Origin of the sequence: Aquabacter cavernae (assembly GCF_003993795.1) — a bacterium.
Lineage (GTDB): Bacteria > Pseudomonadota > Alphaproteobacteria > Rhizobiales > Xanthobacteraceae > Aquabacter > Aquabacter cavernae.
Window position 1 is genome coordinate 205,260 of the sequence record NZ_RWKV01000001.1, and the last position, 22,630, is coordinate 227,889.

19 protein-coding genes are annotated in these 22,630 nt (G+C 68.9%); 15 read left to right on the plus strand and 4 right to left on the minus strand.

Annotated features, from left to right (window positions below):
* Positions 1–17: 17 nt before the first annotated feature.
* From EJJ38_RS00975 to EJJ38_RS00995, 5 genes are all read left to right on the plus strand, one after another.
* Positions 18–974 (plus strand): sulfonate ABC transporter substrate-binding protein, encoded by a 957-nt coding sequence (locus tag EJJ38_RS00975; RefSeq protein ID WP_127088240.1) that lies wholly within the window; start codon positions 18–20, stop codon positions 972–974.
* Between the two features lie 28 nt (positions 975–1,002).
* On the plus strand, positions 1,003–2,154 hold the full coding sequence (gene ssuD / locus EJJ38_RS00980; RefSeq protein ID WP_127088241.1) for an FMNH2-dependent alkanesulfonate monooxygenase: 1,152 nt from the start codon (positions 1,003–1,005) through the stop codon (positions 2,152–2,154).
* Positions 2,151–2,927: an aliphatic sulfonate ABC transporter permease SsuC gene (gene ssuC, locus EJJ38_RS00985; protein ID WP_127088242.1), complete on the plus strand. Its 777-nt coding sequence runs from the start codon at positions 2,151–2,153 to the stop codon at positions 2,925–2,927. The genes ssuD and ssuC overlap by 4 nt, the downstream gene beginning before the upstream one ends.
* 9 nt (positions 2,928–2,936) lie before the next feature.
* Positions 2,937–3,776 (plus strand): ATP-binding cassette domain-containing protein, encoded by an 840-nt coding sequence (locus EJJ38_RS00990; protein ID WP_127088243.1) that lies wholly within the window; start codon positions 2,937–2,939, stop codon positions 3,774–3,776.
* 98 nt (positions 3,777–3,874) lie between these two features.
* Entirely contained in the window at positions 3,875–4,768 is an 894-nt protein-coding gene (locus EJJ38_RS00995) for a dihydrodipicolinate synthase family protein (RefSeq protein ID WP_127088244.1), read from the plus strand.
* 12 nt (positions 4,769–4,780) lie between these two features.
* On the opposite strand, the gene EJJ38_RS01000 is transcribed toward EJJ38_RS00995, so the two are convergent.
* Positions 4,781–5,767, minus strand: a complete 987-nt coding sequence (locus tag EJJ38_RS01000; RefSeq protein ID WP_127088245.1) for a GlxA family transcriptional regulator — start codon at positions 5,765–5,767, stop codon at positions 4,781–4,783.
* A gap of 111 nt (positions 5,768–5,878) precedes the next feature.
* On the opposite strand from EJJ38_RS01000, the gene EJJ38_RS01005 reads away from it, so the two are divergent.
* The 6 genes from EJJ38_RS01005 (at position 5,879) to EJJ38_RS01030 (ending at position 12,979) form a co-directional block, all read left to right on the plus strand.
* Complete coding sequence (locus EJJ38_RS01005; protein ID WP_127088246.1) at positions 5,879–6,604, plus strand: DJ-1/PfpI family protein; 726 nt, start codon at positions 5,879–5,881, stop codon at positions 6,602–6,604.
* Complete coding sequence (locus tag EJJ38_RS01010; RefSeq protein WP_127088247.1) at positions 6,601–7,665, plus strand: Glu/Leu/Phe/Val dehydrogenase family protein; 1,065 nt, start codon at positions 6,601–6,603, stop codon at positions 7,663–7,665. The genes EJJ38_RS01005 and EJJ38_RS01010 overlap by 4 nt, the downstream gene beginning before the upstream one ends.
* 204 nt (positions 7,666–7,869) lie before the next feature.
* Positions 7,870–9,132 (plus strand): ABC transporter substrate-binding protein, encoded by a 1,263-nt coding sequence (locus EJJ38_RS01015; protein WP_245454051.1) that lies wholly within the window; start codon positions 7,870–7,872, stop codon positions 9,130–9,132.
* A gap of 138 nt (positions 9,133–9,270) precedes the next feature.
* Positions 9,271–10,791, plus strand: a complete 1,521-nt coding sequence (locus EJJ38_RS01020; RefSeq protein ID WP_127088248.1) for an amidohydrolase family protein — start codon at positions 9,271–9,273, stop codon at positions 10,789–10,791.
* Positions 10,784–11,707 carry a CobW family GTP-binding protein gene (locus EJJ38_RS01025; RefSeq protein WP_127088249.1) on the plus strand — a complete coding sequence of 308 codons (924 nt, stop codon included), beginning with the start codon at positions 10,784–10,786 and terminating at the stop codon, positions 11,705–11,707. Before EJJ38_RS01020 ends, EJJ38_RS01025 begins: the two co-directional genes overlap by 8 nt.
* 57 nt (positions 11,708–11,764) lie before the next feature.
* Positions 11,765–12,979, plus strand: coding sequence for an NAD(P)/FAD-dependent oxidoreductase (locus EJJ38_RS01030; protein WP_127088250.1), 1,215 nt, complete (start codon positions 11,765–11,767; stop codon positions 12,977–12,979).
* Between the two features lie 4 nt (positions 12,980–12,983).
* Here EJJ38_RS01030 and EJJ38_RS01035 read toward each other — a convergent pair whose 3' ends face one another.
* Positions 12,984–13,670: a DJ-1/PfpI family protein gene (locus tag EJJ38_RS01035; protein ID WP_127088251.1), complete on the minus strand. Its 687-nt coding sequence runs from the start codon at positions 13,668–13,670 to the stop codon at positions 12,984–12,986.
* Positions 13,671–13,765: 95 nt separating this feature from the next.
* Between EJJ38_RS01035 and EJJ38_RS01040 the strand changes: the two genes are divergently transcribed.
* Positions 13,766–14,704 carry a GlxA family transcriptional regulator gene (locus tag EJJ38_RS01040; protein WP_127088252.1) on the plus strand — a complete coding sequence of 313 codons (939 nt, stop codon included), beginning with the start codon at positions 13,766–13,768 and terminating at the stop codon, positions 14,702–14,704.
* 99 nt (positions 14,705–14,803) lie between these two features.
* Positions 14,804–16,144, plus strand: coding sequence for an RsmB/NOP family class I SAM-dependent RNA methyltransferase (locus EJJ38_RS01045; RefSeq protein ID WP_127088253.1), 1,341 nt, complete (start codon positions 14,804–14,806; stop codon positions 16,142–16,144).
* Positions 16,145–16,159: 15 nt separating this feature from the next.
* Here EJJ38_RS01045 and EJJ38_RS20745 read toward each other — a convergent pair whose 3' ends face one another.
* Entirely contained in the window at positions 16,160–16,774 is a 615-nt protein-coding gene (locus EJJ38_RS20745; RefSeq protein WP_205666066.1) for a LysR family transcriptional regulator, read from the minus strand.
* 98 nt (positions 16,775–16,872) lie between these two features.
* Between EJJ38_RS20745 and EJJ38_RS01055 the strand changes: the two genes are divergently transcribed.
* Positions 16,873–18,156 (plus strand): MFS transporter, encoded by a 1,284-nt coding sequence (locus EJJ38_RS01055; protein ID WP_127088254.1) that lies wholly within the window; start codon positions 16,873–16,875, stop codon positions 18,154–18,156.
* 21 nt (positions 18,157–18,177) lie between these two features.
* On the opposite strand, the gene EJJ38_RS01060 is transcribed toward EJJ38_RS01055, so the two are convergent.
* A complete protein-coding gene (locus EJJ38_RS01060) occupies positions 18,178–20,124 on the minus strand; it encodes a YgiQ family radical SAM protein (protein ID WP_420836856.1) in 1,947 nt (648 codons plus the stop codon).
* Positions 20,125–20,517: 393 nt separating this feature from the next.
* Here EJJ38_RS01060 and EJJ38_RS20880 point away from each other — a divergent pair, with 393 nt between their 5' ends.
* Entirely contained in the window at positions 20,518–22,470 is a 1,953-nt protein-coding gene (locus EJJ38_RS20880) for a CRISPR-associated endonuclease Cas3'' (RefSeq protein ID WP_420836857.1), read from the plus strand.
* Positions 22,471–22,630 lie beyond the last annotated feature (160 nt).

Consider the following 22,630-nt stretch of genomic DNA (forward strand, 5'->3'; position numbering starts at 1 on the left):
TTCAAGGAACACGTCCCATGATCCGCCTCTCCCGTATCGCCGCCGCCGTGGCGGTGGCCTTCACCGTGTTCGGCTTCACCTCCGCAGGCGCGCAGGAAGCGCCGCCCAAGGAATTCCGCATCGGCTTCCAGAAGGCGGGCCTGCCCGTCATCACCCGCCAGCAGAAGCTGATCGAGACCGCGCTGGCGCCCCAGGGCGTCAATGTGAAGTGGGTGGAATTCGCCGCCGGCCCGCCGCTTCTGGAGGCGCTCAATGCGGGCGCCGTGGATGTGGGCTGGACCGGCGATGCCCCGCCCATCTTCGCCCAGGCGGCGGGCGCCAATCTCGTCTATGTGGCCGCGCTTCCCTCCAACGGGGCGGGCGAGGGCATCCTCGTGCCGGCGGATTCGCCCATCAAGAGCGTGGCGGACCTGAAGGGCAAGAAGGTGGGCGTCACCAAGGGGTCCAGCGCCCATAACCTGCTGGTGGCGGCGCTGGAGCGGGCGGGCGTGCCCTTCTCCGACATCACCCCGGTCTATCTGAGCCCGGCTGACGCGGCGGCCGCCTTCGCCTCGGGCAAGATCGACGCCTGGTCCATCTGGGACCCCTTCTTCGCCATCGCCGAACTGCGCCAGCAGCCGCGCGTGCTCACCACCACCAAGGATGAGCTGAACGTCAACACCTACTTCCTCGCCAACAAGACCTTCGCCAATGCCCATCCCTCCACCGTTGTGAAGGCGGAAGAGGCGCTGAAGCAGAGCGCGGCCTGGGCCAATGCCAACAAGCCCGAAGTTGCGAAGGTTCTGTCCGAGGTCACGGGCGTGGATATCGCCGCCCAGACCCGCGCCGCCGATCGCCAGGTGTTCGGCGTCTTCCCGCTCACCGACGCCGTCATCGCCGGCCAGCAGCAGACCGCCGACCGCTTCGCCAAGCTCGGCCTCATCCCCCGCGCCATCGTGGTGAAGGACGCGGTCTGGGTGCGCCCCCAGAGCTGAGCCCGGCATTGTCACGAGAGATTGTCCCATGACCCGCGATCCCCTCAATTTCTTCTGGTTCATTCCCACCCATGGCGACGGCGCCTATCTCGGCTCCGAGACCCGCCAGCGCCCGCCGGAGTTCGGCTATTTCAAGCAGATCGCCCAGGCGGTGGACCGGCTCGGCTACCAGGGCGTGCTGCTGCCCACCGGGCAGAGCTGCGAGGACAGCTGGATCACCGCCACCGGCCTTGCGGCGGTGACGGAGCGGCTGAAATTCCTGGTGGCGCTGCGTCCCGGCGTGACCACGCCCGCCTTCGCCGCGCGCCAGACCGCCGCCCTCGACCGGCTGAGCAACGGGCGCCTGCTGCTCAATGTGGTGGTGGGCGGAAACCCCACCGAACTGGCGGGCGACGGTGTCTTCATCGGCCATGACGAGCGCTATGCCCAGGCGGCGGAATTCCTGGAGATCTGGGAGCGCCTCGTCACCGGCGAGACCGTGACGTTCGATGGAAAATATTACCGCATCGAGGGAGGGCGGCTGGATTTCACCCCGGTCCAGAAGCCCCGGCCGCCGCTCTATTTCGGCGGCTCCTCGGAGGCGGGCCAGCATCTCGCCGTGGACCAGACCGATCTCTATCTCACCTGGGGCGAGCCGCCGGAGGGCGTGGCCGAGAAGATCGCCCAGGTGCGCCGCAAGGCCGCCGCGCGCGGCCGCTCCGTCCGCTTCGGCATCCGCCTGCACTTCATCGTGCGCGAGACCGAGGAGGAAGCCTGGGCGGCGGCGGACAAGCTCATCAGCCGCATTTCCGACGACCAGATCGCCCGCGCCCAGGAGCGGTTCGTGAAGGAGATGGATTCGGTGGGCCAGCGCCGCATGGCGGCCCTCCATGGCGGGCGCCGCGACAAGCTGCTGGTGGCGCCCAATCTGTGGGCGGGCGTGGGCCTCGTGCGCTCCGGCGCCGGCACGGCCCTGGTGGGCACGCCGGAGCAGGTGGCCACGCGGCTTGCGGAATACCAGGCGCTGGGCGTCGATACGGTGATCGGCTCGGGCTATCCGCATCTGGAAGAGGCCTACCGGGTGGCCGAACTGCTGTTCCCCGCCTTGGGGCTCGGCCGGGATGCCGCCTTCAACCGCAACGTGGCGAACGAGTTCTCCGTGGGTACCCATGGCGGCTCGCGGTTGAAAGCGGCGTCATGACCGCGCTCGCCCGCTTCGTGCGTCAGGGTGTGGGGTGGATCCTGCCGCTCCTCCTGCTGGTGGTCTGGGAAGTGGCCGCCCGCCTCGGGGAGATCCCCAAGAACATCCTCCCCGCCCCGTCCGACGTGGGCGCCGCGCTCTGGAAGCTCTCCGTTTCCGGCGAGATCTTCCGGCACATCTATGTCTCCTCCTGGCGGGCCCTCACGGGCTTCGCCATCGGCGGCTCCATCGGCTTCGCCCTGGGGCTCGCCAACGGCCTGTCGGATGCCAGCCGCGCGGTCTCGGACACGACGCTGCAGATGGTGCGCAACATTCCCCATCTCGCCCTCATCCCGCTGGTGATCCTGTGGTTCGGGATCGACGAGGAGGCGAAGCTCTTCCTCGTGGCGCTGGGGGTGTTCTTTCCCATCTATATCAACACGCTGCACGGCATCCGCACGGTGGATCCGCAGCTCATCGAGATGGGCCGGATCTACGGCATGTCGCGCATCGCGCTGTTCGTGAAGGTGATCCTGCCCGGCGCGCTGCCCTCCATCTTCGTGGGCCTGCGCTACGCGCTGGGCATCATGTGGCTCACCCTCATCGTGGCCGAAACCATCTCGGCCTCCTCGGGCCTCGGCTACATGGCCATGCAGGCGCGCGAGTTCCTGCTCATCGAGGTGGTGGTCCTGTCCATCCTCATCTACGCGCTTCTCGGCAAGCTGGCGGACAGCGCCGCCCGCCTGCTGGAGCGCGTCTTTCTCAAATGGCACCCCGCCTTCCAGCTCCAGTGAGGTGAGCCCATGAACATCGCCCTACGCGACGCGCAGCCCGCTTTCAGTCCTCAGGTGCGGTTCGAGGGTGCGCCCTTCCTGGCCGCTCCCAAGGTCCAGGCGCCCGCCCCCGATGCGGGCGCGGCCTTCGCCTTCCAGGGCGTGCGCAAGGCGTTCGGGCCGAAGGCCGTGCTGCATGGGCTGGACCTGACTGTCCCGGCCGGCGCGTTCGTGGCTGTGATCGGCAAGAGCGGTTGCGGCAAGAGCACGCTGCTGCGCCTCCTCACCGGCCTGGACGCGCCCACCTCCGGCGCCATCGCCTTCGAGGCAAGCGGGGCGAAGGATCCGGCGCGGCTCACCCGCGTGATGTTCCAGGAGCCGCGCCTGCTGCCCTGGGCGCGGGTGGTGGCCAATGTGGAGGTGGGGCTCTCTCACCTGCGCTCCAAGGCCGAGCGGCGACGGACCGCGCTCTCCTTGCTGGCGGATGTGGGCCTCGCGGACCGGGCGGATGAATGGCCCTCGGTCCTCTCCGGCGGCCAGCGCCAGCGCGTGGCCCTTGCCCGCGCGCTGGCCAGCCGTCCGCGCATCCTCGCTCTGGATGAGCCGCTGGGCGCGCTGGATGCCTTGACCCGCATCGAGATGCAGCAATTGCTGGAGCGCATCTGGCTCCAGCAGGGCTTCACGGCGGTTCTGGTCACCCATGACGTGGCCGAGGCGGTGGCCCTGGCCGACCGCGTGGTGCTGGTGGAGGAGGGGCGCATCGCCCTCGATCTGGAGATCCCGCTTCCCCGTCCCCGCCGTCGCGGCTCGCCCGAGCTGGCGCGGCTGGAAGGGGTGATCCTGGAAAAGCTCCTGGGCAGCGCCGCCTGAGGCGTGCGCCCGAGCAGACTTCAAACGGCCCGAGGATTGGGATATTTCGCGGTTGGCGGCGGGTGTTCCGCCGAGTTCTCCTGCACGGGCGCCGCGCCATGACCCTCAGCTTCACCGGCCTCTCCGCCTTCCCGCTGACGCCGGCGGACGCTGAAGGCGTGGTGGATGTGGATGCCCTCGGCCGCCTCGTGGACCGGATCGCCCGGAGCGCGCCGGACTCCATCGGCCTGCTGGGCAGCACGGGCATCTATGCCTATCTGGATCGCACTGAGCGCAAGCGCGCGGTGGTGGCAGCCGTGGAGGCGGCGGGTCGTGTGCCGGTGATCGTCGGCGTCGGCGCGTTGCGGTCCTCCAGGGCCTGCGACCTCGCGCGGGATGCCGAGGCGGCCGGGGCGGCGGGACTTCTCCTCGCCCCCATGTCCTATACGCCGCTCACGCAGGACGAGGCGGAGCACCATTATCGCGCGGTGTCCGGCGCCACGGGCCTGCCGCTCTGCGTCTACAACAATCCCGGCACCACAGGCTTCCGCTTCCCCCCGGACCTGATCGGCCGGCTGGCCGCCTTGCCCCGGATCGCCGCCATCAAGATGCCGCTGCCGGCGGACGGGGATTTCGCCGGGGAACTGCGCACGCTTCGCCCCCTCGTGCCCGACAGCTTTGCCATCGGCTATAGCGGCGACTGGGGCGCGGCGCCCGCTCTGCTGGCGGGTGGTGCGGCCTGGTACAGCGTGGTGGCGGGCCTGCTGCCCGGCCCGGCGCTGCGCCTGACCCGCGCCGCCCAAGCGGGGCAGGCGGACGCGGCGGCGGCCCTCGATGCGGCCTTCGCGCCCCTGTGGTCGCTGTTCCGCGCCCATGGGAGCCTGCGCGTCATGTATGTGGTGGCCGAGCGCCTGGGCCTTTCGGTCGGTGATCCGCCCCTGCCGCTCCGGCGCCCGGATGCGTCCGTGGCGCAGGAAGTGGAGGCGGCCCTGGAGCGGCTGGCGGTCCTGTAAGCACTGCTGCTCTCAGGAAGAGGGGAAACGCCCCACCTCCGCCGCGCCGAACTTGTCCCGGTAGTCCTGCGGGCTGACGCCCAGCTGGCGGCGGAAGGCGCGCCGCATGCGCTCCTCGTCCACGAAGCCGCAGCGTGTGGCGATTTCCTTGATGCTCTGGCGCGTCTCCTCCAGGGCGCGGCGTGCCGCATCCAGCCGCAACTCCTCCACCACCTTGGCGGGCGTCCGGCCGGTTCGGGCCGCATAGAGGCGCGCGAAAGTGCGCGGGCTCATGGAGGCCCGCTCCGCCAGCACCTCCACGCGGAGGTCTTCCATCAGGTGATCGCTGATCCAGCGATGCAGGCCCTCGAAGCCGGCATCGTCCGCCTCCTGCAAGGCGAGCGGCACGCTGAACTGGGTCTGCCCTCCCGCCCGCTTCAGGAACACCACGAGGCGCTTGGCGACGCGGATCGCTTCCCCGTGGCCGCGATCATCCTCGATGAGCGCGAGGGCGAGATCGATGCCCGCCGTGACCCCCGCCGAGGTCCAGACCGGTCCGTCCCGCTCATAGATGGCATCGGGCGACACGGTCAGTTGCGGATATCGGTCCTGCAGCAGCTTGCAGGAGCCCCAATGGGTCACGACCCTGCGCCCGGCGAGCAGCCCCGCCGCCGCCAGCACGAAAGTGCCGGTACAGACCGAGCAGACCCGGCGGACCTGGGCGGCATGGGCGGTCAGCCATTGGAGGAGTGGCCCGTGGGCTGCCGCCTCATGGACGCCCGGGCCGCCCACCACCAGCAGCGTGTCCACCTCGCCCACCTCCGCGAGGGACCGCGTCATGAGTTCGAGGCCGGAGGAGGTGCGGACCAGCCCGCCCGCCACGGACGCCACCGTCAGGCGATAGGGCGCGGGCTCGCGTCCGGCCGTCTCGCACGACAATTCGAAAGCCGCCAGCGGGCCGGACAGGTCCAGCAGCAGGGCATCGGGAAACACCACGAAGACGACGGACCGCTGCGGCATGCCGCTCTCCACCGGCTGCAATCGAAAGGTGGCAGGAAAGGAGGGCAGAATGTCGTTTCCGCCTTCTGTTGTCATGCCCAAAATCGGTCTTCAGAAAAACGGGAGGCATCCTTGAGTAAACAGACACTGGATATCGGGCTTCTGTTCTTTCCCGGAATGACGCAGCTCGACGTAACCGGACCCTTTGAAGTGTTCGCGCGCCTGCCGGGCGTGCGAATGCATCTGCTGTGGAAGCGCATCGAGCCCATCACCAGCGATGTGGGCCTCACGGTGATGCCGACCACCACCTTCGCGGACTGCCCCGCGCTGGACGTGCTCTGCGTCGGTGGCGGGCCGGGCCAGATGGCGCTGATGGACGACCCGGAGGTCATGGCCTTCGTGGCGCAGGCGGGGGCTGAGGCGCGCTATGTGACCTCGGTCTGCGCGGGCTGCTTCATCCTGGCGGGCGCGGGCCTGCTGGACGGCTATCGCTCGGCCTGCCACTGGCTCTCGCGCGACCAGTTGTCGGTGCTGGGCGCGATCCCGGTGAACGAGCGCATCGTGGTGGACCGCAACCGCATCTCCGGCGGCGGGGTCACGGCCGGGATCGACTTCGCCTTTCAGGTGGCCGCCGAACTGTGCGGCGACGATGTCGCCAAGCGCCTCCAGCTCATGCTGGAATATGATCCCAAGCCCCCCTTCGACATTTCGGAGACGACGGCGCCCCCGGACGTGCTGGAGGAAATCCGCACTGCCGCCCGGCCGCTGCTGGAGGAGCGGCTGCGCTCCAGCGAGCGGGCGGCCGCGCGCCGGCGCGCAGAGGGCACGGCGCCCGCCCAGGCCGGAGCCGCGCAATGACCCGGACCATCCGGCGCACGGAGGAAGACGGGCAAAGCGTCTTCCGGTTCGAGGACCCGGCCTGCGATCTCTCCGGCGTCATTGTCGTGGATTCGCTGGTGCTGGGGCCGGCGACCGGGGGATGCCGCTTCTGGCGCTATGACGACCCCGCCGCCATGCTGGCCGACGCGCGGCGGCTGGCGCGCGGCATGAGCTACAAGAATGCCATGGCGGGCCTGCCCCTGGGGGGCGGGAAATCCGTCATCCATCGCCCCGGCGGCGCGTTCGACCGGGAGGCGCTCTTCCGGGCGTTCGGCGAGGTGCTGAACGACCTTCGCGGCGTGTATCTGGCGGCCGAGGACGTGGGCACCACGCCCGGTGACATGGAAGTGGTCCGCGCGCAGACGCCGTTCGTCTTCGGGTTGCCCGCCAGCGGCATGCAGGCCGGGGGCGATCCCTCGCCCTGGACCGCGCTCGGCGTCTTCCTGTGCATCGAGCAGGTCTTCGCGCGGCGCGGCATGGCGCTCGCGGGACGCCGGGTGGCCGTCCAGGGGCTCGGCAGCGTGGGGCGGGACCTGTGCCGGCAGCTTCATGCGGGCGGCGCTACGCTGGTGGTGGCCGATGTCCATGAGCAGGCGGTGGCGCGCCTGCTGGCTGAGGTGCCTGCGGAAGTGGTTTCGCCGCACGCCATCCACCGGGCTCATGTGGACCTCTTCGCCCCCTGCGCGCTGGGCGGAGGGCTCAATCCGCAGACCATCCCGGAGCTGTCGGCCGCCTTCGTGGTGGGCGCGGCGAACAACCAGCTCGCCACCCCCGACGATGGCGAACGCCTGCATGCGCGGGGCATCCTCTATGCGCCCGATTATGTGGCCAATGCGGGGGGCATCATCAATGTTGCGGCGGAATATCTGGGGCACGACCGGGATGCGGTTCTCGCCCGCGTGCGCCGCATTCCGGATCGGCTGACCGAGGTGCTGGACCGGGCGGAGCAGACCGGAACATCTCCCGCGCGGGTGGCCGACGCCATGGCGCGCGACCTGATCGCCACCGCTTCGGGGGAGGCCATCCTGGCAACCGGATAGCTGCCGCCGTCGCGCGGCGTGCGGGCCTTCCGGCCCGCCTCCACGCGATGGCAGAAAACGAGGGAAAACGGCCATTGTAGGCAAGTGAGACGCGGCGCAAGCTTCACATAACGAGCACCTGAAGGCGGGACATCCAAACGATCCCGCCGACCACCTTCCAAACCATTCAAGGCCGCGAAACGCGGCGCGCAGGGGAACACTTCAATGATCCAGGACCGAAAGATTCCACACGGGACACGTTCGATAAGCCGCCTGCTGGCCTCGGCCGCCGGCGTGCTCGCGGCATTGGTGATGACCGCCGGTGTCTCCGTCGCGCAGATTTCCAACGGCACCATCAAGATCGGCCTCATCAACGATCAGTCCGGCCCGCTCTCCGACCTGTCGGGCCGTGGCTCGGTCGCGGCCGCGAAGCTGGCGCTGGAGGATTTCAAGAAGCTCGACCCCGCCGTGAAGGTGGACCTGCTGGTGGCGGATCACCAGAACAAGGCGGACGTGGGCGCGCAGGTGGTGCGCAAATGGTTCGATGCGGACGGCGTGGACATGGTGGTGGATGTCGGCAATTCGGCCGTCGCCCTGGCCATCCAGTCGGTCGCCCGTGAGAAGAACAAGATCGTCATCTATTCCGCCGTCGGCACGGTGGACATCACCGGCAAGCAGTGCGCGCCCGGCGGGCTCGCCTGGCTCCACGACAATTACAATCTGGTCGCCGGCCCCATCCGCAAGCTGGTGGCGCAGGGGCAGGACAAGTGGTTCTTCATCGCCGCCGACTATGCCTTCGGCCGGAACATGGTGTCCGAATCCGAGCGCATGCTGAAGGAGGTGGGCGGCAAGTCCATGGGCGCCGTCTTCCATCCGCTGGGCACCAGCGACTATTCCTCCTTCCTCCTGCAGGCCCAGGGCTCGGGCGCGAAGGTGGTGGCGTTCGCCAATGCGGGCGAGCAGCTGGTTTCCTCCATCAAGCAGTGGAACGAGTTCAACATGAATGCCGGCCCCCAGACGCCGGTGGCCCTGCTCATGTTCCTCACCGATGTGCACGGCATGGGCCCGCAAATGGCCCAGGGCCTCACCACCGTCACGTCCTGGTACTGGGACCTGAATGACGAAACCCGCGCCTTTGCGAACCGCTTCTTCGCGCTGCACGGGGCCATGCCCACCGCGCCCCAGGCGGCGGTCTATTCGGCGGTGTTCCACTATCTGAAGGCCGCCGCCGCCATCAATTCCGACGATACCGACCGCGTGCTGGAGAAGATGCGCGCCACGCCGGTGGACGACTTCTATGCGCCGGGCGCGAAGCTGCGGGCGGACAACAAGCTCGTGCACGATTTCTATCTGGTGCAGGTGAAGGCGCCGAAGGACGTGCAGAAGCCCTGGGCCTATTACAACGTGGTCGAGAAGATCCCGGCGGACGTGGCCTACCGCCCCCTGAGCGAGAGCGAGTGCCCGCTGGTCGCGGCAAAGACGAAGTAGGCGCCACGCACAAGGCGGCGACACCAATCACGTTCAGGAAGCGCCCAAAAACAACGGCCGGAGCGTTTCAGTGCCTCCCTGGAGACATTGGACGCTCCGGACCGCGCCAATCATCCCCTTTTCCGGAGGCTGGCAGCCTTGGCGAAGCGTGCGTTCGACCATCTGATCAAGGGCGGGCGGGTGATCGACCCCGCCACCGGCCGCGACGAGATTGCCGATATCGGCATCGCGGCGGGGGTGATCACGGCCATTGGCAACATTCCCGCCGAAGACGCGGAGACGCGGATCGATGCGTCCGGAAAAGTGGTCTGCCCCGGCTTCATCGATATCCATGCGCATGGCCAGTCGGTGGCCGCCGATTGGATGCAGGCCTTCGACGGGGTCACGACGACGCTCGAGCTGGAAGTGGGCGTGCTCCCCGTGCGCGACTGGTACACGCGGCAGGCGCGCGCACGGCGCGTCCTCAATTACGGTGCCTCGGCGAGCTGGATCTTCGCCCGCAAGCAGGTGATGGGGGGCATCCTCCCGGATCCCGGCAAGCACCCCATGGAGATGATGGGCGAGGGCGCCGACAATCGCGGCGGCTGGTCCAGCGACAGTGCGAGCGCGCCCCAGGTGGCCGACATCTGCGCGGTGGTGGAGACGGGCCTGCGGGAGGGCGGCATCGGCATCGGCATCGCCCACGGCTATGCGCCGGGGGCGGGCATCAAGGAGATGAGCGAGGTGTGCGGCCTCGCGGCGCGCTGGAACGCGCCCACCTTCACGCACATCCCCTTCATGGCGAACACCGATCCGCGCAGCTCCGAGGAATCCTACATCCGCATCATCGGGCTTGCCGCCGCGACCGGCGCCCACATGCATATCTGCCACCTTAACTCCACCTCGCTCCAGGACATCGCGCGGTGCCGGGCGCTGATCGAACAGGCCCAGTCACGCGGCCTGCCCGTCACGGTGGAAGCCTATCCCTATGGCACCGGATCCACCGTCGTCTCCGCCAGCTTCTTCGCGGCGCGCGACTTCCCCGAGCGCACCGGCACGGGTTACGCCAGCATCGAGCTGATCCATACGCGCCGCCACATGAGGGACCGCGACGATCTTCTCGCCACCAGCGCCGAGGACCCCGCCGCCCTGGTGGCGTGGCACTTCCTCGACAGCGCGCAGGACCGGGCGCACCAGGAGCTTCTGGACCTGTCCGTTCTCTATCCCGGCGGGGCCATTGCTTCCGATGCCATGCCGTGGGTCGAGCCGGACGGCTCCCTCTATTTCGGCGAGGACTGGCCGCTGCCCCGGCACCTGTCCTCCCATCCGCGATCTGCGGGCACCTTCACGAAATTCATCGGCGAGTATCACCGCGCGTGGGGCAAGGTGGGCCTCATGGAGGCTATCGCCAAATGCACCATCGTGCCGTGCCGGGTGCTGGAAGCCTGCCTGCCCGCCATGGCCCGCAAGGCGCGCCTGCAGGAAGGGTGCGATGCGGACGTGATCGTGTTCGATCCCGCCCGGATCGCGGCGAAGGCCAGCTTCTCCCACATGACGGCCCCGGCCGAGGGTGTCGAAGCGCTGCTGGTGGGCGGCATGCCGGTCATCCTGGACGGGCGGCTCGATACCCAATCGCGGCCCGGTCGCCCGCTGCGCGGCGGGGGAGCGGCCGGTGGCTGACGCGCACGCTGTCCCCGTCCTGCTGGTGAGCGGCAGCCTGGGGGCGGGAAAGACCAGCCTGATCAACCTGCTGCTGGGCGCCGACCATGGGCTCGCCCTCGCGGTGATCGTGAACGATTTCGGCGCCATCAATATCGATGAGGCCATCCTGGCCGCCACGGGCCAGCCCATCTACGGGCTGAAGAACGGCTGCATCTGCTGCTCCCTGCAGGGCGACCTCCTGCGCACGCTCGCCAGCCTGCTCTCACTGGGCCGCCCGCTCGACGCCATCGTGATCGAGGCCAGCGGGGTCTCCGATCCGCGCGGCATCATGGAGGCGCTGTTCGACCCCGTTCTGCGAGCGGCGGTTCGGCTCGACGCCGTGGTGACGGTGGTGGATGCGCAGGAGCATGACCCGGCCGACGATCTGTGGTGCGCCCAGGTGCGCGCCGCCGACCTGGTGGTTCTGAGCAAGACCGGACAGACGGCCCCCGCGTCCGTGGCGGCGTTGCGCGCACGGCTCGGCGAGATGGGGAAAACCCTCGTCTTTTCGGCGGACGAGGCCGGAGGCATACCACTGGACCTGCTGTTCGCACGGACGTTCGACCATGCCCGGCCGTCCGGGGCGGATCCGCACCCGCTCATCACGGACGCGCGGTTCACATGGCTGGAATGGACCGCGTCCGGCCCGGTCTCGCTGCCGCGCTTTCAGGCGGCCATCGGGAGCCTCGCGCCGCATCTGGCACGGGCCAAGGGCTTCCTCGCGTTCCGGGAGCGGCCGGGACAGGGCTTCCTGTTCCAGCTCGTGGGTCGCCGGGCCAGCCTGACGCCGAGCGATGGGCCGGACCAGGGCACGCGGCTCGTGCTCATCGGGCCCACGGGACGGTTCGATCCGCGCCGTGCGGAAGCCGCGCTGGACACAACGACACGGGAATGAGACGCCGGGGCCGCGCGGTGCGCCGTGTCCCGGCCGCGGATCGGGTGGGGAGTGAGCATGGCGGAAGTGGCAGTCCTGGGCGCGGGCATGGTGGGCATCGCAACGGCTCTCGCCGTGCAGGCGCGGGGCCATGACTGCGTCGTCATCGACCGCGCGCCCGTGGGGTCGCAGACCAGCTACGGCAATGCCGGGATCATCCAGGCGGAGGCGGTGGAGCCCTATGCGCTGCCCATGAGCCCCCTGGCGCTGCTCGCCATGGCGTTCGGGGCCAAGAATGCGCTGGACCTCCACTGGCCCTCGCTGCCGCGCCAGGTGCCCGCGCTCTCTGCCTATTGGCGGAACTCGCTTCCATCAGCCTTGGGCAAGGTCATTCCCCTCTGGCGGCAGCTGGTATCGGAGGCGCTCGAATGCCACGGGGCCCTGATCGCGGCGTCCGGAGCGGACGGCCTGATCCGCAGGGACGGCTATTGGGAAGCCCACGCCACCGAAGCCGGGTTCGCCACGGCCATCCGCAACGCCGAGCGCCGCAGGCAGCTTTACGGGCTCGACTTCGCCATCGCCGACCCGGCCGGATTGTCCCGCGCGGAACCGGCCTTGAGGGGCTCGCTCGCAGGCGCGATCCACTGGACCTCGCCTTGGACCTGCCGGTCGCCGGGCGAACTGGTGGGCGCTTACGGCAAGCTGTTCGAGGCGAAAGGCGGTCATATCGTGAGCGGCGATGCCCATACCCTGACGCGCGCGGGCGCGGGCTGGCAGGTGGCGGGCGAAGACGTGGAGCGGGTCGTCGTCGCTCTCGGCCCCTGGTCGCCCTCGCTGCTCGCCACCCTCGGCTATCATGTGCCCATGGTGCGCAAGCGCGGCTATCACCGGCACTATGAGGGCGATCCCGGCCTGAGCCGCCCCATGCTGCTGGCGGATCATTCCGTGGTCCTCTCCCCCATGCGCCAGGGGCTGCGGATCGCCACCGCCGCCGAACTGTCCGATGCCGCGCCGCAGGTGCATCCGCGGCAACTGGCCCGGGGCGAGGCGGTGGGGCGTGCGCTGCTGGATCTCGGGCCGCCGGTGGAGCCCGTGCCGTGGTCCGGCACGCGCCCGTGCCTGCCGGGCATGCTGCCTTTGGTGTGCGCGGCGCCCCGCCATCCCGGCCTGTGGCTCCATTTCGGCCACGGCCATCAGGGCTTCACCCTGGGCCCCGTGACCGCCGAGCGGCTGGCGCGGGCCATGGATGGGGACAGGGCCGCCATCCATGGCCTGGACCGGGGGATGAGGTAGGCCTTCAGCCCGCGCGGGCGGCGGCCTGCTGGGCGAGCGCGAGCCGGTGTGCCTTGGCGGCCTTCATCTTCTCTTCGAGCCGCGCGAGGATGTCCGGCGGCGCGGTTTCCGGCGAACCGGCATTGAAGGGCGGCGCGGGGTTATATTCCAGGCGCAGCTGGATGGCTTCCGCCGCCTCGCGGTCCACCAGCTCGGCGATGACCGTGAGGCCGAGATCGATGCCCGCCGTGATGCCGCCGCCGGTGATGCGGTTGCGGTCGATGCAGACCCGCTCGTGGGAGAGCGTCACGCCGAAGACGGGCAGGATTTCCCGGGCGCTCCAATGGGTGGCGGCCTTGTAGCCCTTGAGCAGGCCCGCCGCCGCCAGCACGAGAGAGCCCGTGCAGACCGAGGTCACATAGGTGGCGCCCGCCGCCTGCTGGCGCAGGAAGTCCAAAACCTCCGCGTCGCCCATCAGCTCGTCCGTGCCATAGCCTCCGGGCACGCAGATGACGTCCAGCTGCGGGCAGTCGGCGAAGCTGGTGGTGGGCGTGATGGACAGCACGGTGTCGCTCGTCACCGCCTCGGTGTTCTTCCAAATGAGATGGATCTCGGCCCCGGCCAGACTGGAGAACACCTGAAGCGGCCCGGTCATGTCGAGCTGCGTGATGCGCGGGAAGACGAGGAAACCAAACTTCAAGGGCTTGAGCATTCTGCGGCCTTTTCCATCCGACCTTGACGGTCCGAGAATGCCATGATGCCATTTCAGCTGAAATGTCTCAGTTCCCTCATTTACGGACATAGCCGATGATTGGGATCCTGGTCTTTCCCGATTTCCAGCTGCTGGATGCCTCCGGCCCGGCCTCGGTGTTCGAGATCGCCAAACGGTTCGTCCCCACCGCGCCGCCGATCCGGATGATCGCGATGCAGGCGGGGCCGGTGCGCAGTTCCTGCGGCGTCGAGGTGCTGGCATCGAGCCTGCGATCCGCAGGCGGGATGACGACGCTGATCATCGCCGGCGGGTTGGGCGTGGAGACGGTCATCGACTGCCGCACCACGTTGGGCTTCGTGCGCCGCCTCGCCCGCAGCGGCGTGCGCGTGGCGAGCGTGTGCTCCGGGGCCTATGTGCTTGCGGCGGCGGGCCTGCTGGAGGGCCGCAAGGCCACCACCCATTGGTGCCGCACCCAGGACTTCGTCTCGCGCTATCCGAAGGTGAAGCTCGACCCCGACCGCATCTTCCTGCGGGATGGGAATGTCTGGACCTCCGCCGGCATCACGGCGGGCATCGACCTGGCGCTGGCCATCGCCGCCGAGGACCATGGCGATGCCGTGGCCAAGGACATTGCCAGCCAGCTCGTCCTCTATCACCGTCGCAGCGGCGGCCAGTCCCAGTTCTCGTCATTGCTGGAGCTGAAGACGCCGAACGGGCGCTTCGGCCCCCTGCTCAGCTGGGTGCGCGAGCATCTGGACCAGCCCCTCACGGTGGAGATGCTGGCCGATCGCGCCGGGCTCAGCCCCCGCCACTTCGCCCGCGCCTTCACGGCGGAGACGGGTGCGACGCCCTCCAAGGCCATCGAGCGGCTGCGGCTGGAGGTGGCGCGCGAGCATGTGCAGTCCTCGGGCGAGCTGATCGAGCGCGTGGCCGAGAAGACCGGGTTCCGCGATCCGGAGCGCATGCGCCGTGCCTTCGTGCGGGCGTTCGGCCAGCCCCCCCAATCCCTGCGCCGGGCGGTTCGCAAAAGCTGACCTGCGCGCCGCGCGGGTCCCGCCTGCCGCCGCCAGATGGCCAAAGGCGATGCGGTTCGTCTATGGTGCCGCGCGTTTTTCCAGCCTGATCGGCCTGTCGTGACCCCTTCTGCCCGCCTGCAAGCCACCCTCGAACTGATGCACGAGGTCGATAGCGTCGTGCGCCCCGCCGATGCGGTCATCTCGGCATGGTTCCGGGCCAACCGCCATTTGAGCGACAAGGATCGCGGCTTCATCGTCGAGTTGATCTATGGGCTCCTGCGCCATCACGCACGGCTCGGCTGGTGGCTGGAGAAGCACGGGCGGCCGGACGTGCCGCGCAATCGCCTGCTGGCATGGCTCGCACTGGATGGCGGCAAGACGCGGGATCAGGTCCAGGCCCTGTTCTCCGGCGGCAGGTTCGCGCCCGCGGCCCTGACCGATGCCGAGCGCGCGCTGCTGGTGAAGCTGCAGGGCTGCACGCTCGATCATCCCGCAATGTCGGAAGAGGTGCGCGGCGAATGCCCGGACTGGGCGCTCGAACCCTTGCGGCGCCGGTTCCGCGAGGCCTTTCCGCGCGAGATGGCTGCGCTTCTCACGCCGGCTCCGCTCGACCTGCGGGTCAACCCCATCAAGGCCACCCGCGACGACATGGTGCGCGCGCTGCGCGATCTCGGCCTGCCCGCCGAGCCCTCGCGCATGGCGCCCTACGGCATCCGCGTGAATGAGAGGCCCTCTTTGTCCGGCCTCCACATGCTGAAAAGCGGCGAGGTGGAGATCCAGGACGAGGGCTCGCAGCTCGTGGCCGTGCTGGTGGACGCGAAGCCGGGCGAGCGCGTGGTGGATTTCTGCGCCGGGGCGGGCGGCAAGACGCTGGCCATCGCCGCGCAGATGCAGAACAAGGGCCATGTCATCGCCTGCGATGTCATGGAGGGTCGCCTGAAGCGCAGCACCGAGCGCTTCCGGCGGGCGGGCCTGCACAATATCCAGACCCGGCACATCGCCAGCGAGACCGATCGCTGGGTGAAGCGGCACAAGGGCTCCTACGACCGGGTTCTGGTGGATGCCCCGTGCAGCGGCACGGGCACATGGCGCCGCAATCCAGACGCTCGCTGGCGCGTGCTGGGGCCGGGGCTGGACAATCTCCTGCCGCTCCAGGCCTCGATTCTCGCGAGCGCCGCGCGGCTCGTGAAGCCCGGCGGGCGGCTCGTCTATGCCACCTGCTCCCTGCTGTCGGAGGAGAATGAGGACCAGGTCGCCGCCTTCCTTGCGGCTCATCCCGCCTTCCGCGTGGTGCCGCTTCGCGAGGCCGCGCCGCACCTGACCAATTCGGCGCATCCCGACTATCTGGCGCTGACGCCCGCGCGCAACGATACCGACGGCTTCTTCGCCGCCGTGCTTCAGCGCGAGGCGGCCCCGGTTCCTGCCGCGCCTGAGAGCGAGAGCGCGGACCCCGAATGACGGGCGCCCGCCTCGCTACGCGGTCAGGCGCAGTCGTCCGGCCCGGCGCACCGTAGCCACCGCCGGCTCTGCGATGCGCAGGCAGGACCGCAGGGCCGCCACTTCCGGGCAATCGGCCGTGCCCAGCGGGGCGATGAGAAAGCCGTTCGCCAGCGCGTCGCACCGGTGGCCCGGATAGCGCCGCGCGCTCCCCTCAATCAGCACGTCGATCTTGCCTTCGCCCAGTTCGTGCAGGCCCGCGGGCTGGCTGATGCGCACCGCGAAATGCGGCTGCTCCCGGCGAAAGCGCGCGAGCCGGGTGCGCAGGTCGTCCATGTCCATGCGGCCGTTCACGCCGATATGGAGCAGGACCGAGATGCCCTCGGGTCTTAGCTCGGTCGTCGCCTGCGCGATGCAGCCGAACGCCTCGCGGATCGACGCCAGATAGGTTTTCCCGGCCGGGGTCAGCACCACCTGCCGGGGCAGGCGCTCGAAAAGCGAAACGCCGAGCCGCTCCTCCAGCAGGCGAACCTGCTGGCCCACCGCCCCCGCCGTCACATGCAGCTCGTAGGCGGCCTGCTTGAAGCTGAGATGGCGGGCGGCCGCCTCGAAGGCGCGCAGGGCGTTGAGCGGCGGCAGCAGATACGTCATGTCAGGCTCCGGACGTGCGGGCCGCGAGCATGCACCGGCCCCCCTTGCGCGACAAAGCAGAAATCCTGCTTTGTCGCGGGCACGGCGCGCCCCTAGGGATGGGCCGCTCCTGCCCCCCGAGGGACCCCGCCTTGCCCATCGACACGCCTTCCATCGAGACGCACTATTCCTGGGGCCGCCTCTGCGCCTCCATCGTGCTCAGCACCCTGGGCTGCGTCGGCCTGTGGTCCCTGGCAGTGGCCCTGCCCGCCGTGCAGGCGGATTTCGGCGTGCAGCGGGGCGGGGCGGCCTTGTCCTATACCTTCACCATGCTCGGCTTCATGGCCGGAGGCATCGCCATCGGCCGGCTGGCGGACCGCTACGGCATCCTGCCGCCCTTCGCCGGCGGCACCATCCTCATGGGTCTGGGCTACATCCTCACGGCCTATGCCCCGAACCTGCCCGTCTTCGTGGTCGTCTCCGGGCTGACCATCGGCATCGGCAGCGCGGCGAGCTTCGCGCCCCTCGTGGCCGATGCCTCCCTCTGGTTCGACAGGCATCGCGGCCTCGCCATTTCGCTGGCCACCGTCGGCAGCTCGCTGTCCGGCGTGGTCTGGACGCCGTTCATCCAGCATTTCATCGCGCAGGATGGCTGGCGTCAGACCCATATGGGCATCGGCCTCTTCTGCATGGCCACCATGCTGCCGCTCTCCCTCGTCCTCCGGCGGCGGCCGGTGGTCGCCACGCCCGCCGCCGAAGCCGCGAGCCAGCGCACCGGCGAGACCCTGAATCTGCCGCCCAATGTGACCCATGCGCTGCTGACCGTCGCGGGGCTGTGCTGCTGCGTCGCCATGGCCATGCCGCAGGTGCATCTGGTGGCCTATTGCGGCGATCTCGGCTACGGCCCGGCGCGCGGGGCCGAGATGCTGGCGCTCATGCTGGGCTTTGGCGTGGCGAGCCGGCTGGTCTTCGGCTGGATCCTGAACCGGATCGGCGGCCTGCGGTCGCTGCTATTGGGCTCCGCCATGCAGGCGGTCGCCCTGGCGCTCTATCTGCCGTTCGACGGGCTCGTGTCGCTCTATGTGGTGTCGGCCATGTTCGGCATGGCGCAAGGGGGCCTGGTTCCCGCCTATGCGGTGATCGTGCGGGAGCTGTTCCCGGCCCGCGAGGCGGGCCTGCGCGTCAGCCTCGCCATCTCCACCACGCTCGCCGGCATGGCGCTGGGGGGCTGGATGGCGGGGGCCATCTATGACTGGACGGGCTCCTACACCGCGGCGATCGTCAACGGCCTCGCCTGGAACCTGGCGAACATGGCCATCGCCTTCTGGCTGCTGCGGCGGATGCACGGCGCAGGAAAAGGCACCATCCCGCCGCTTCAGGGCCGCCCGGCGCGCGCCGGCTGATGCCGCCACGCGCGGTTCCGTTCACTTCGGCAGGGGCACGCCCTTGGTGGTGAAGCGCTGTGCTCCCCGGCTCGTGGGCCGCACGGGGCGCTTGGTGCCGGCGGCCTTGCCGGTTCCGGGCGGCTGGTAGGCGGGCACGAGCTGGTCCGGGCGCGAGCCGATCAGGTCGGCGCGGCCCATCTCCTTCAGCGCCTCGCGCAGGAGCGGCCAATTGTCGGGGTCGTGGTAGCGCAGGAACGCCTTGTGCAGCTTGCGCTGCCGCCCGCCCTTCACCGTCTCCACCGTGTCGCTGGCCCCGCGCCGCACGCCGCGCAGCGTGTTGACGCCGGTATGATACATGGCGGTGGCGGTGGCCATGGGGGAGGGCAGGAAGGTCTGCACCTGATCGGCCCGGTAGCGGTTCTTCTTGAGCCAGATCGCGAGGTTCATCATGTCCTCGTCGGTGGTGCCCGGATGCGCCGCGATGAAATAGGGGATCAGGTAGTATTTCTTGCCCGCCTGCTTGGCCGCCGCCTCGAACATCTCCTTGAAGCGGTCATAGGTGCCGATGCCCGGCTTCATCATCTTGTCCAGCGGGCCGCGCTCGGTGTGCTCGGGCGCGATCTTCAGGTAGCCGCCCACATGGTGGGTCACCAGCTCCTTGATATATTCAGGGCTCTGCACCGCCAGATCGTAGCGCACGCCGGAGGCCACCATCACCTTCTTGACGCCCTTCACCTCGCGCACCTTGCGATAGAGGCGGATCAGGTCGTCATGGGAGGTGTTCAGGTTCGGGCAGATCTCGGGGAAGACGCAGGAGGGCAGGCGGCACGCCGCCTCGATCTTCGGATCCTTGCAGGCCATCCGGTACATGTTGGCGGTGGGCCCGCCCACATCGGAGATGACGCCCGTGAAGCCCGGCGTCTTGTCCCGGATCAACTCGATCTCGCGCAGGATCGAGCCTTCCGAGCGGTTCTGGATGACGCGGCCTTCATGCTCGGTGATGGAGCAGAAGGTGCAGCCGCCGAAGCAGCCGCGCATGATGGTCACCGAGAACTTGATCATGTCCCAGGCGGGGATCTTCGCATCGCCATAGGAGGGATGCGGCGCGCGCGCATAGGGCAGGTCGTAGACCGCATCCATCTCGTCCGAGCTGAGCGGGATGGGCGGCGGGTTCAGCCAGAGGTCGCGGTCGCCATGGCGCTGGACCATCGGGCGCGCATTGCCGGGATTGGCCTCCCGGTGCAGCACGCGCGAGGCGCGGGCATAGGCCTCGCGGTCCTGCTCCACCTGCTCGTAGGCGGGCAGGCGGATGACGGTCGCGCCCGGCTGGCGGGTCGCCCCCTCATCGGCCGAATCCAGATCGTCGGCGTGCAGCTCGGCGTAATGCTCGGGCACGCGGCGGAACAGGGCGACGCCGCGCACGGAATCGAGGTCGCGCGGGGATTCCCCGTCCGCGAGGCGGTTGGCCACTTCGACCACGGCGCGCTCGGCATTGCCGTAGATCAGCAGGTCGGCCTTGGCGTCCGCCAGGATGGAGCGGCGCACCTTGTCGGACCAGTAGTCGTAATGGGCGATGCGGCGCAGCGAGGCCTCGATGCCGCCCAGTATGATCGGCACGTCCTTGTACGCCTCGCGGCAGCGCTGCGTGTAGACGATGGTGCAGCGGTCCGGCCGCTTGCCGCCTTCGCCGCCCGCCGTATAGGCATCGTCATGGCGCAGCCGGCGGTCCGACGTGTAGCGGTTGACCATGGAATCCAAATTGCCGCCGGTGACGCCGAAGAACAAAGTGGGCTTGCCCAGCGCCTTGAACGGCTCGGCGGACTGCCAGTCCGGCTGCGAGAGGATGCCCACCCGGAAGCCCTGGGCCTCCAGCAGCCGGCCGATGATGGCCATGCCGAAGCTGGGATGATCCACATAGGCATCGCCCGTCACCAGCACGATGTCGCACGCATCCCAGCCCAGCGCGTCCATCTCGGCGCGGCTCATGGGCAGGAACGGCGCCGCCTTGCCGGCATTCGGCCGGTGGGGGGGCAGCGAAATCAAAGGGTTTACGGCGACAGCTCGGATGTCCATGGGGTCCACGCATAAGACTGCACCGCAGCGAATTCAACCGACGGCGTTTCAAGGCGCGGACACTTACCCGTCATCCATGGCCGGATGGCGGCGGCGGGCGGAAATTGAGACGCCGGTATGGGTGGCGATGCCGCAGGTTGGATACAGCGGCATCGGCTGCGGGCGGGATGTGGCAGGCCGGCGTATGATCGCCGCAAATAGCATGCGCGGTGACGCTCACGGGAAGGCAAGCCCGTGCATCTGTGCGCGCGAGGTTAATAGAAAATAAGATATTGAAATAACGAGAAAATTTCGGCGTTGCGCCAAGTGCGGGTTGGCACCCGGTCGTCATCCGCCAACATACGTACTTCTCCATGTTGCAACTTATGGTGCGAATCGCGCATCCATTGCGCGTGTTCTCGTTGCGGCAGGGCTTCAATGGACATCTATGGGCATTCGTTGCCGGGACGGCCTTCTTCGGAGTGGGAGTCCTATCTCGACCACGCCGCGAACGTGGCGGACTTTACGTCCGGCTTTGCGGCGCCCTTCGGCTTTGCCGCACTGGGCCGACTTGCGGGCCTGCTGCATGACCTGGGAAAGCTCTCACCGGAATTCCAGGCCTATATCCGGGGCGAGCGCGACAGCGGGGGCGATCATTCCGCGGCGGGCGCGCGCGTGGCGTTCGATGCCTATGGCGAAAACGACCTGCTCGGCGTCCTGCTGGCCGCGACCATTGCGGCCCACCATGCGGGGCTGCATGACGGCCTCGATCTGCGGGACCGGATGGAGCGCGCCAAGGCTCTCGTCCCGGCCGATTGGCGAAGCGTCACAGGCCCTCTGCCGGAGCGGCGCGACCTCGTCCCCACGGGCCCCTTCCGGCTTAAGGAGGGGCCTAAGGGTTTCACGACTTCCTTCCTGGTCCGGATGCTGTTCTCCTGCCTCGTGGATGCGGACTTCATCGCGACGGAAAAGTTCTACGCGGCAGCCAAGGGGGAGAATGTCGAGCGGGGCGGGCACATCGCCCTATCGGTTCTCCTGGAGCGCCTGCGCACCCACATGGCGGGCCTTGCCGCCCGCGCGCCGGCCAGTGAACTCAATGGCCTGCGCGCCGGCATTCTGCGCCATGCGACCGAGCAGGCCGCCCTGTCGCCCGGGCTGTTCACGCTGACGGTCCCGACCGGCGGCGGGAAGACGCTGGCGTCCCTCTCCTTCGCGCTGGAACATGCGGTTCGGCACAAGCTGGACCGCATCATCTACGTCATTCCCTATACATCCATCATCGATCAGACCGCGTCCGTCTTCCGCTCTGCCCTGGGTGATGACGCCGATATTCTCGAACACCATGCCAGCTTCGATTGGGAGGCGGCGCGCGGCAAGGGCCTGCCCGATGACGAGGCGCCCGCCGCCATCGCCAAACTTCAGCGCGCGGCGGAGAATTGGGACGTTCCCATCGTGGTGACCACGGCGGTGCAGTTCTTCGAGAGCCTGTACGCGAACCGCACCTCGCGCTGCCGCAAGCTGCACAACATCGCCAACAGCGTCGTCATCCTGGACGAAGTGCAGACTTTGCCCGTCCATCTGCTGCGGCCCTGCATGGCGGCGCTGGAGGAGCTGGCGCGGAACTATTCCACAAGCATCGTGCTGTGCACGGCAACCCAGCCCGCCCTGCGCAAGATGGACGATGCCATCCGCGACAAGCAGAAAACTCCCATCGGGTTCGACATCGATGACGCGCGCGAACTCGCGCCGGATCCGAAGGGGCTTTATGAGAAGCTGAAGCGCGTCCGGGTCGAGCGTTTGCCGGGCAAGGTGAGCGATGCGGAGGTGGCCGCGCGCTTCGCCGAGCAGCCGCAAATGCTGTGCATCGTGAACACGCGCGCCCATGCGCAGGCGCTGTTCGAGATGATCCGCGCCCTGCCGGGAGCGGCCCATCTGTCCACCCTCATGTGCCCCCGGCATCGGCGTATGGTGCTGGAGGATCTGCGCGTGAGGCTGCGCAATGGCGAACCCGTCCGCCTCGTCGCCACCTCGCTCATCGAAGCCGGCGTGGACATCGACTTTCCCGAAGTCTGGCGCGCGGCGACGGGCGCCGACAGCACGGCGCACGGGGGCGCGGATCGAAACTCCCCTCGTTTTACCAGGGCTCCCTTATTGCGACATGTCGCTCCCTCACGGGGGCGCGGATCGAAACCGGTCCAGCTGATTCTGACTGCCAACCCTGGCGGCGGTCGCTCCCTCACGGGGGCGCGGATCGAAACGCGATCCCAAACCAGTCCTTAGCGGCGATATTGGTCGCTCCCTCACGGGGGGCGCGGATCGAAACTGTTCGGCGATCAGGATGTCCCCGATGCAGCGGCGGTCGCTCCCTCACGGGGGCGCGGATCGAAACAGCTCGATGCGCTCACGGTCCCACAGGACGTCGGTCGCTCCCTCACGGGGG

Coding starts and splice junctions, on each gene's coding strand:
- EJJ38_RS00975 (WP_127088240.1), top strand. CDS start 18: ATGATCCGCCTCTCCCGTATCGCCGCCGCCGTGGCGGTGGCCTTCACC.
- ssuD (WP_127088241.1), top strand. CDS start 1,003: ATGACCCGCGATCCCCTCAATTTCTTCTGGTTCATTCCCACCCATGGC.
- ssuC (WP_127088242.1), top strand. CDS start 2,151: ATGACCGCGCTCGCCCGCTTCGTGCGTCAGGGTGTGGGGTGGATCCTG.
- EJJ38_RS00990 (WP_127088243.1), top strand. CDS start 2,937: ATGAACATCGCCCTACGCGACGCGCAGCCCGCTTTCAGTCCTCAGGTG.
- EJJ38_RS00995 (WP_127088244.1), top strand. CDS start 3,875: ATGACCCTCAGCTTCACCGGCCTCTCCGCCTTCCCGCTGACGCCGGCG.
- EJJ38_RS01000 (WP_127088245.1), bottom strand. CDS start 5,767: ATGCCGCAGCGGTCCGTCGTCTTCGTGGTGTTTCCCGATGCCCTGCTG.
- EJJ38_RS01010 (WP_127088247.1), top strand. CDS start 6,601: ATGACCCGGACCATCCGGCGCACGGAGGAAGACGGGCAAAGCGTCTTC.
- EJJ38_RS01015 (WP_245454051.1), top strand. CDS start 7,870: ATGATCCAGGACCGAAAGATTCCACACGGGACACGTTCGATAAGCCGC.
- EJJ38_RS01030 (WP_127088250.1), top strand. CDS start 11,765: ATGGCGGAAGTGGCAGTCCTGGGCGCGGGCATGGTGGGCATCGCAACG.
- EJJ38_RS01035 (WP_127088251.1), bottom strand. CDS start 13,670: ATGCTCAAGCCCTTGAAGTTTGGTTTCCTCGTCTTCCCGCGCATCACG.
- EJJ38_RS01040 (WP_127088252.1), top strand. CDS start 13,766: ATGATTGGGATCCTGGTCTTTCCCGATTTCCAGCTGCTGGATGCCTCC.
- EJJ38_RS20745 (WP_205666066.1), bottom strand. CDS start 16,774: ATGACGTATCTGCTGCCGCCGCTCAACGCCCTGCGCGCCTTCGAGGCG.
- EJJ38_RS01055 (WP_127088254.1), top strand. CDS start 16,873: ATGGGCCGCTCCTGCCCCCCGAGGGACCCCGCCTTGCCCATCGACACG.
- EJJ38_RS01060 (WP_420836856.1), bottom strand. CDS start 20,124: ATGAGCCGCGCCGAGATGGACGCGCTGGGCTGGGATGCGTGCGACATC.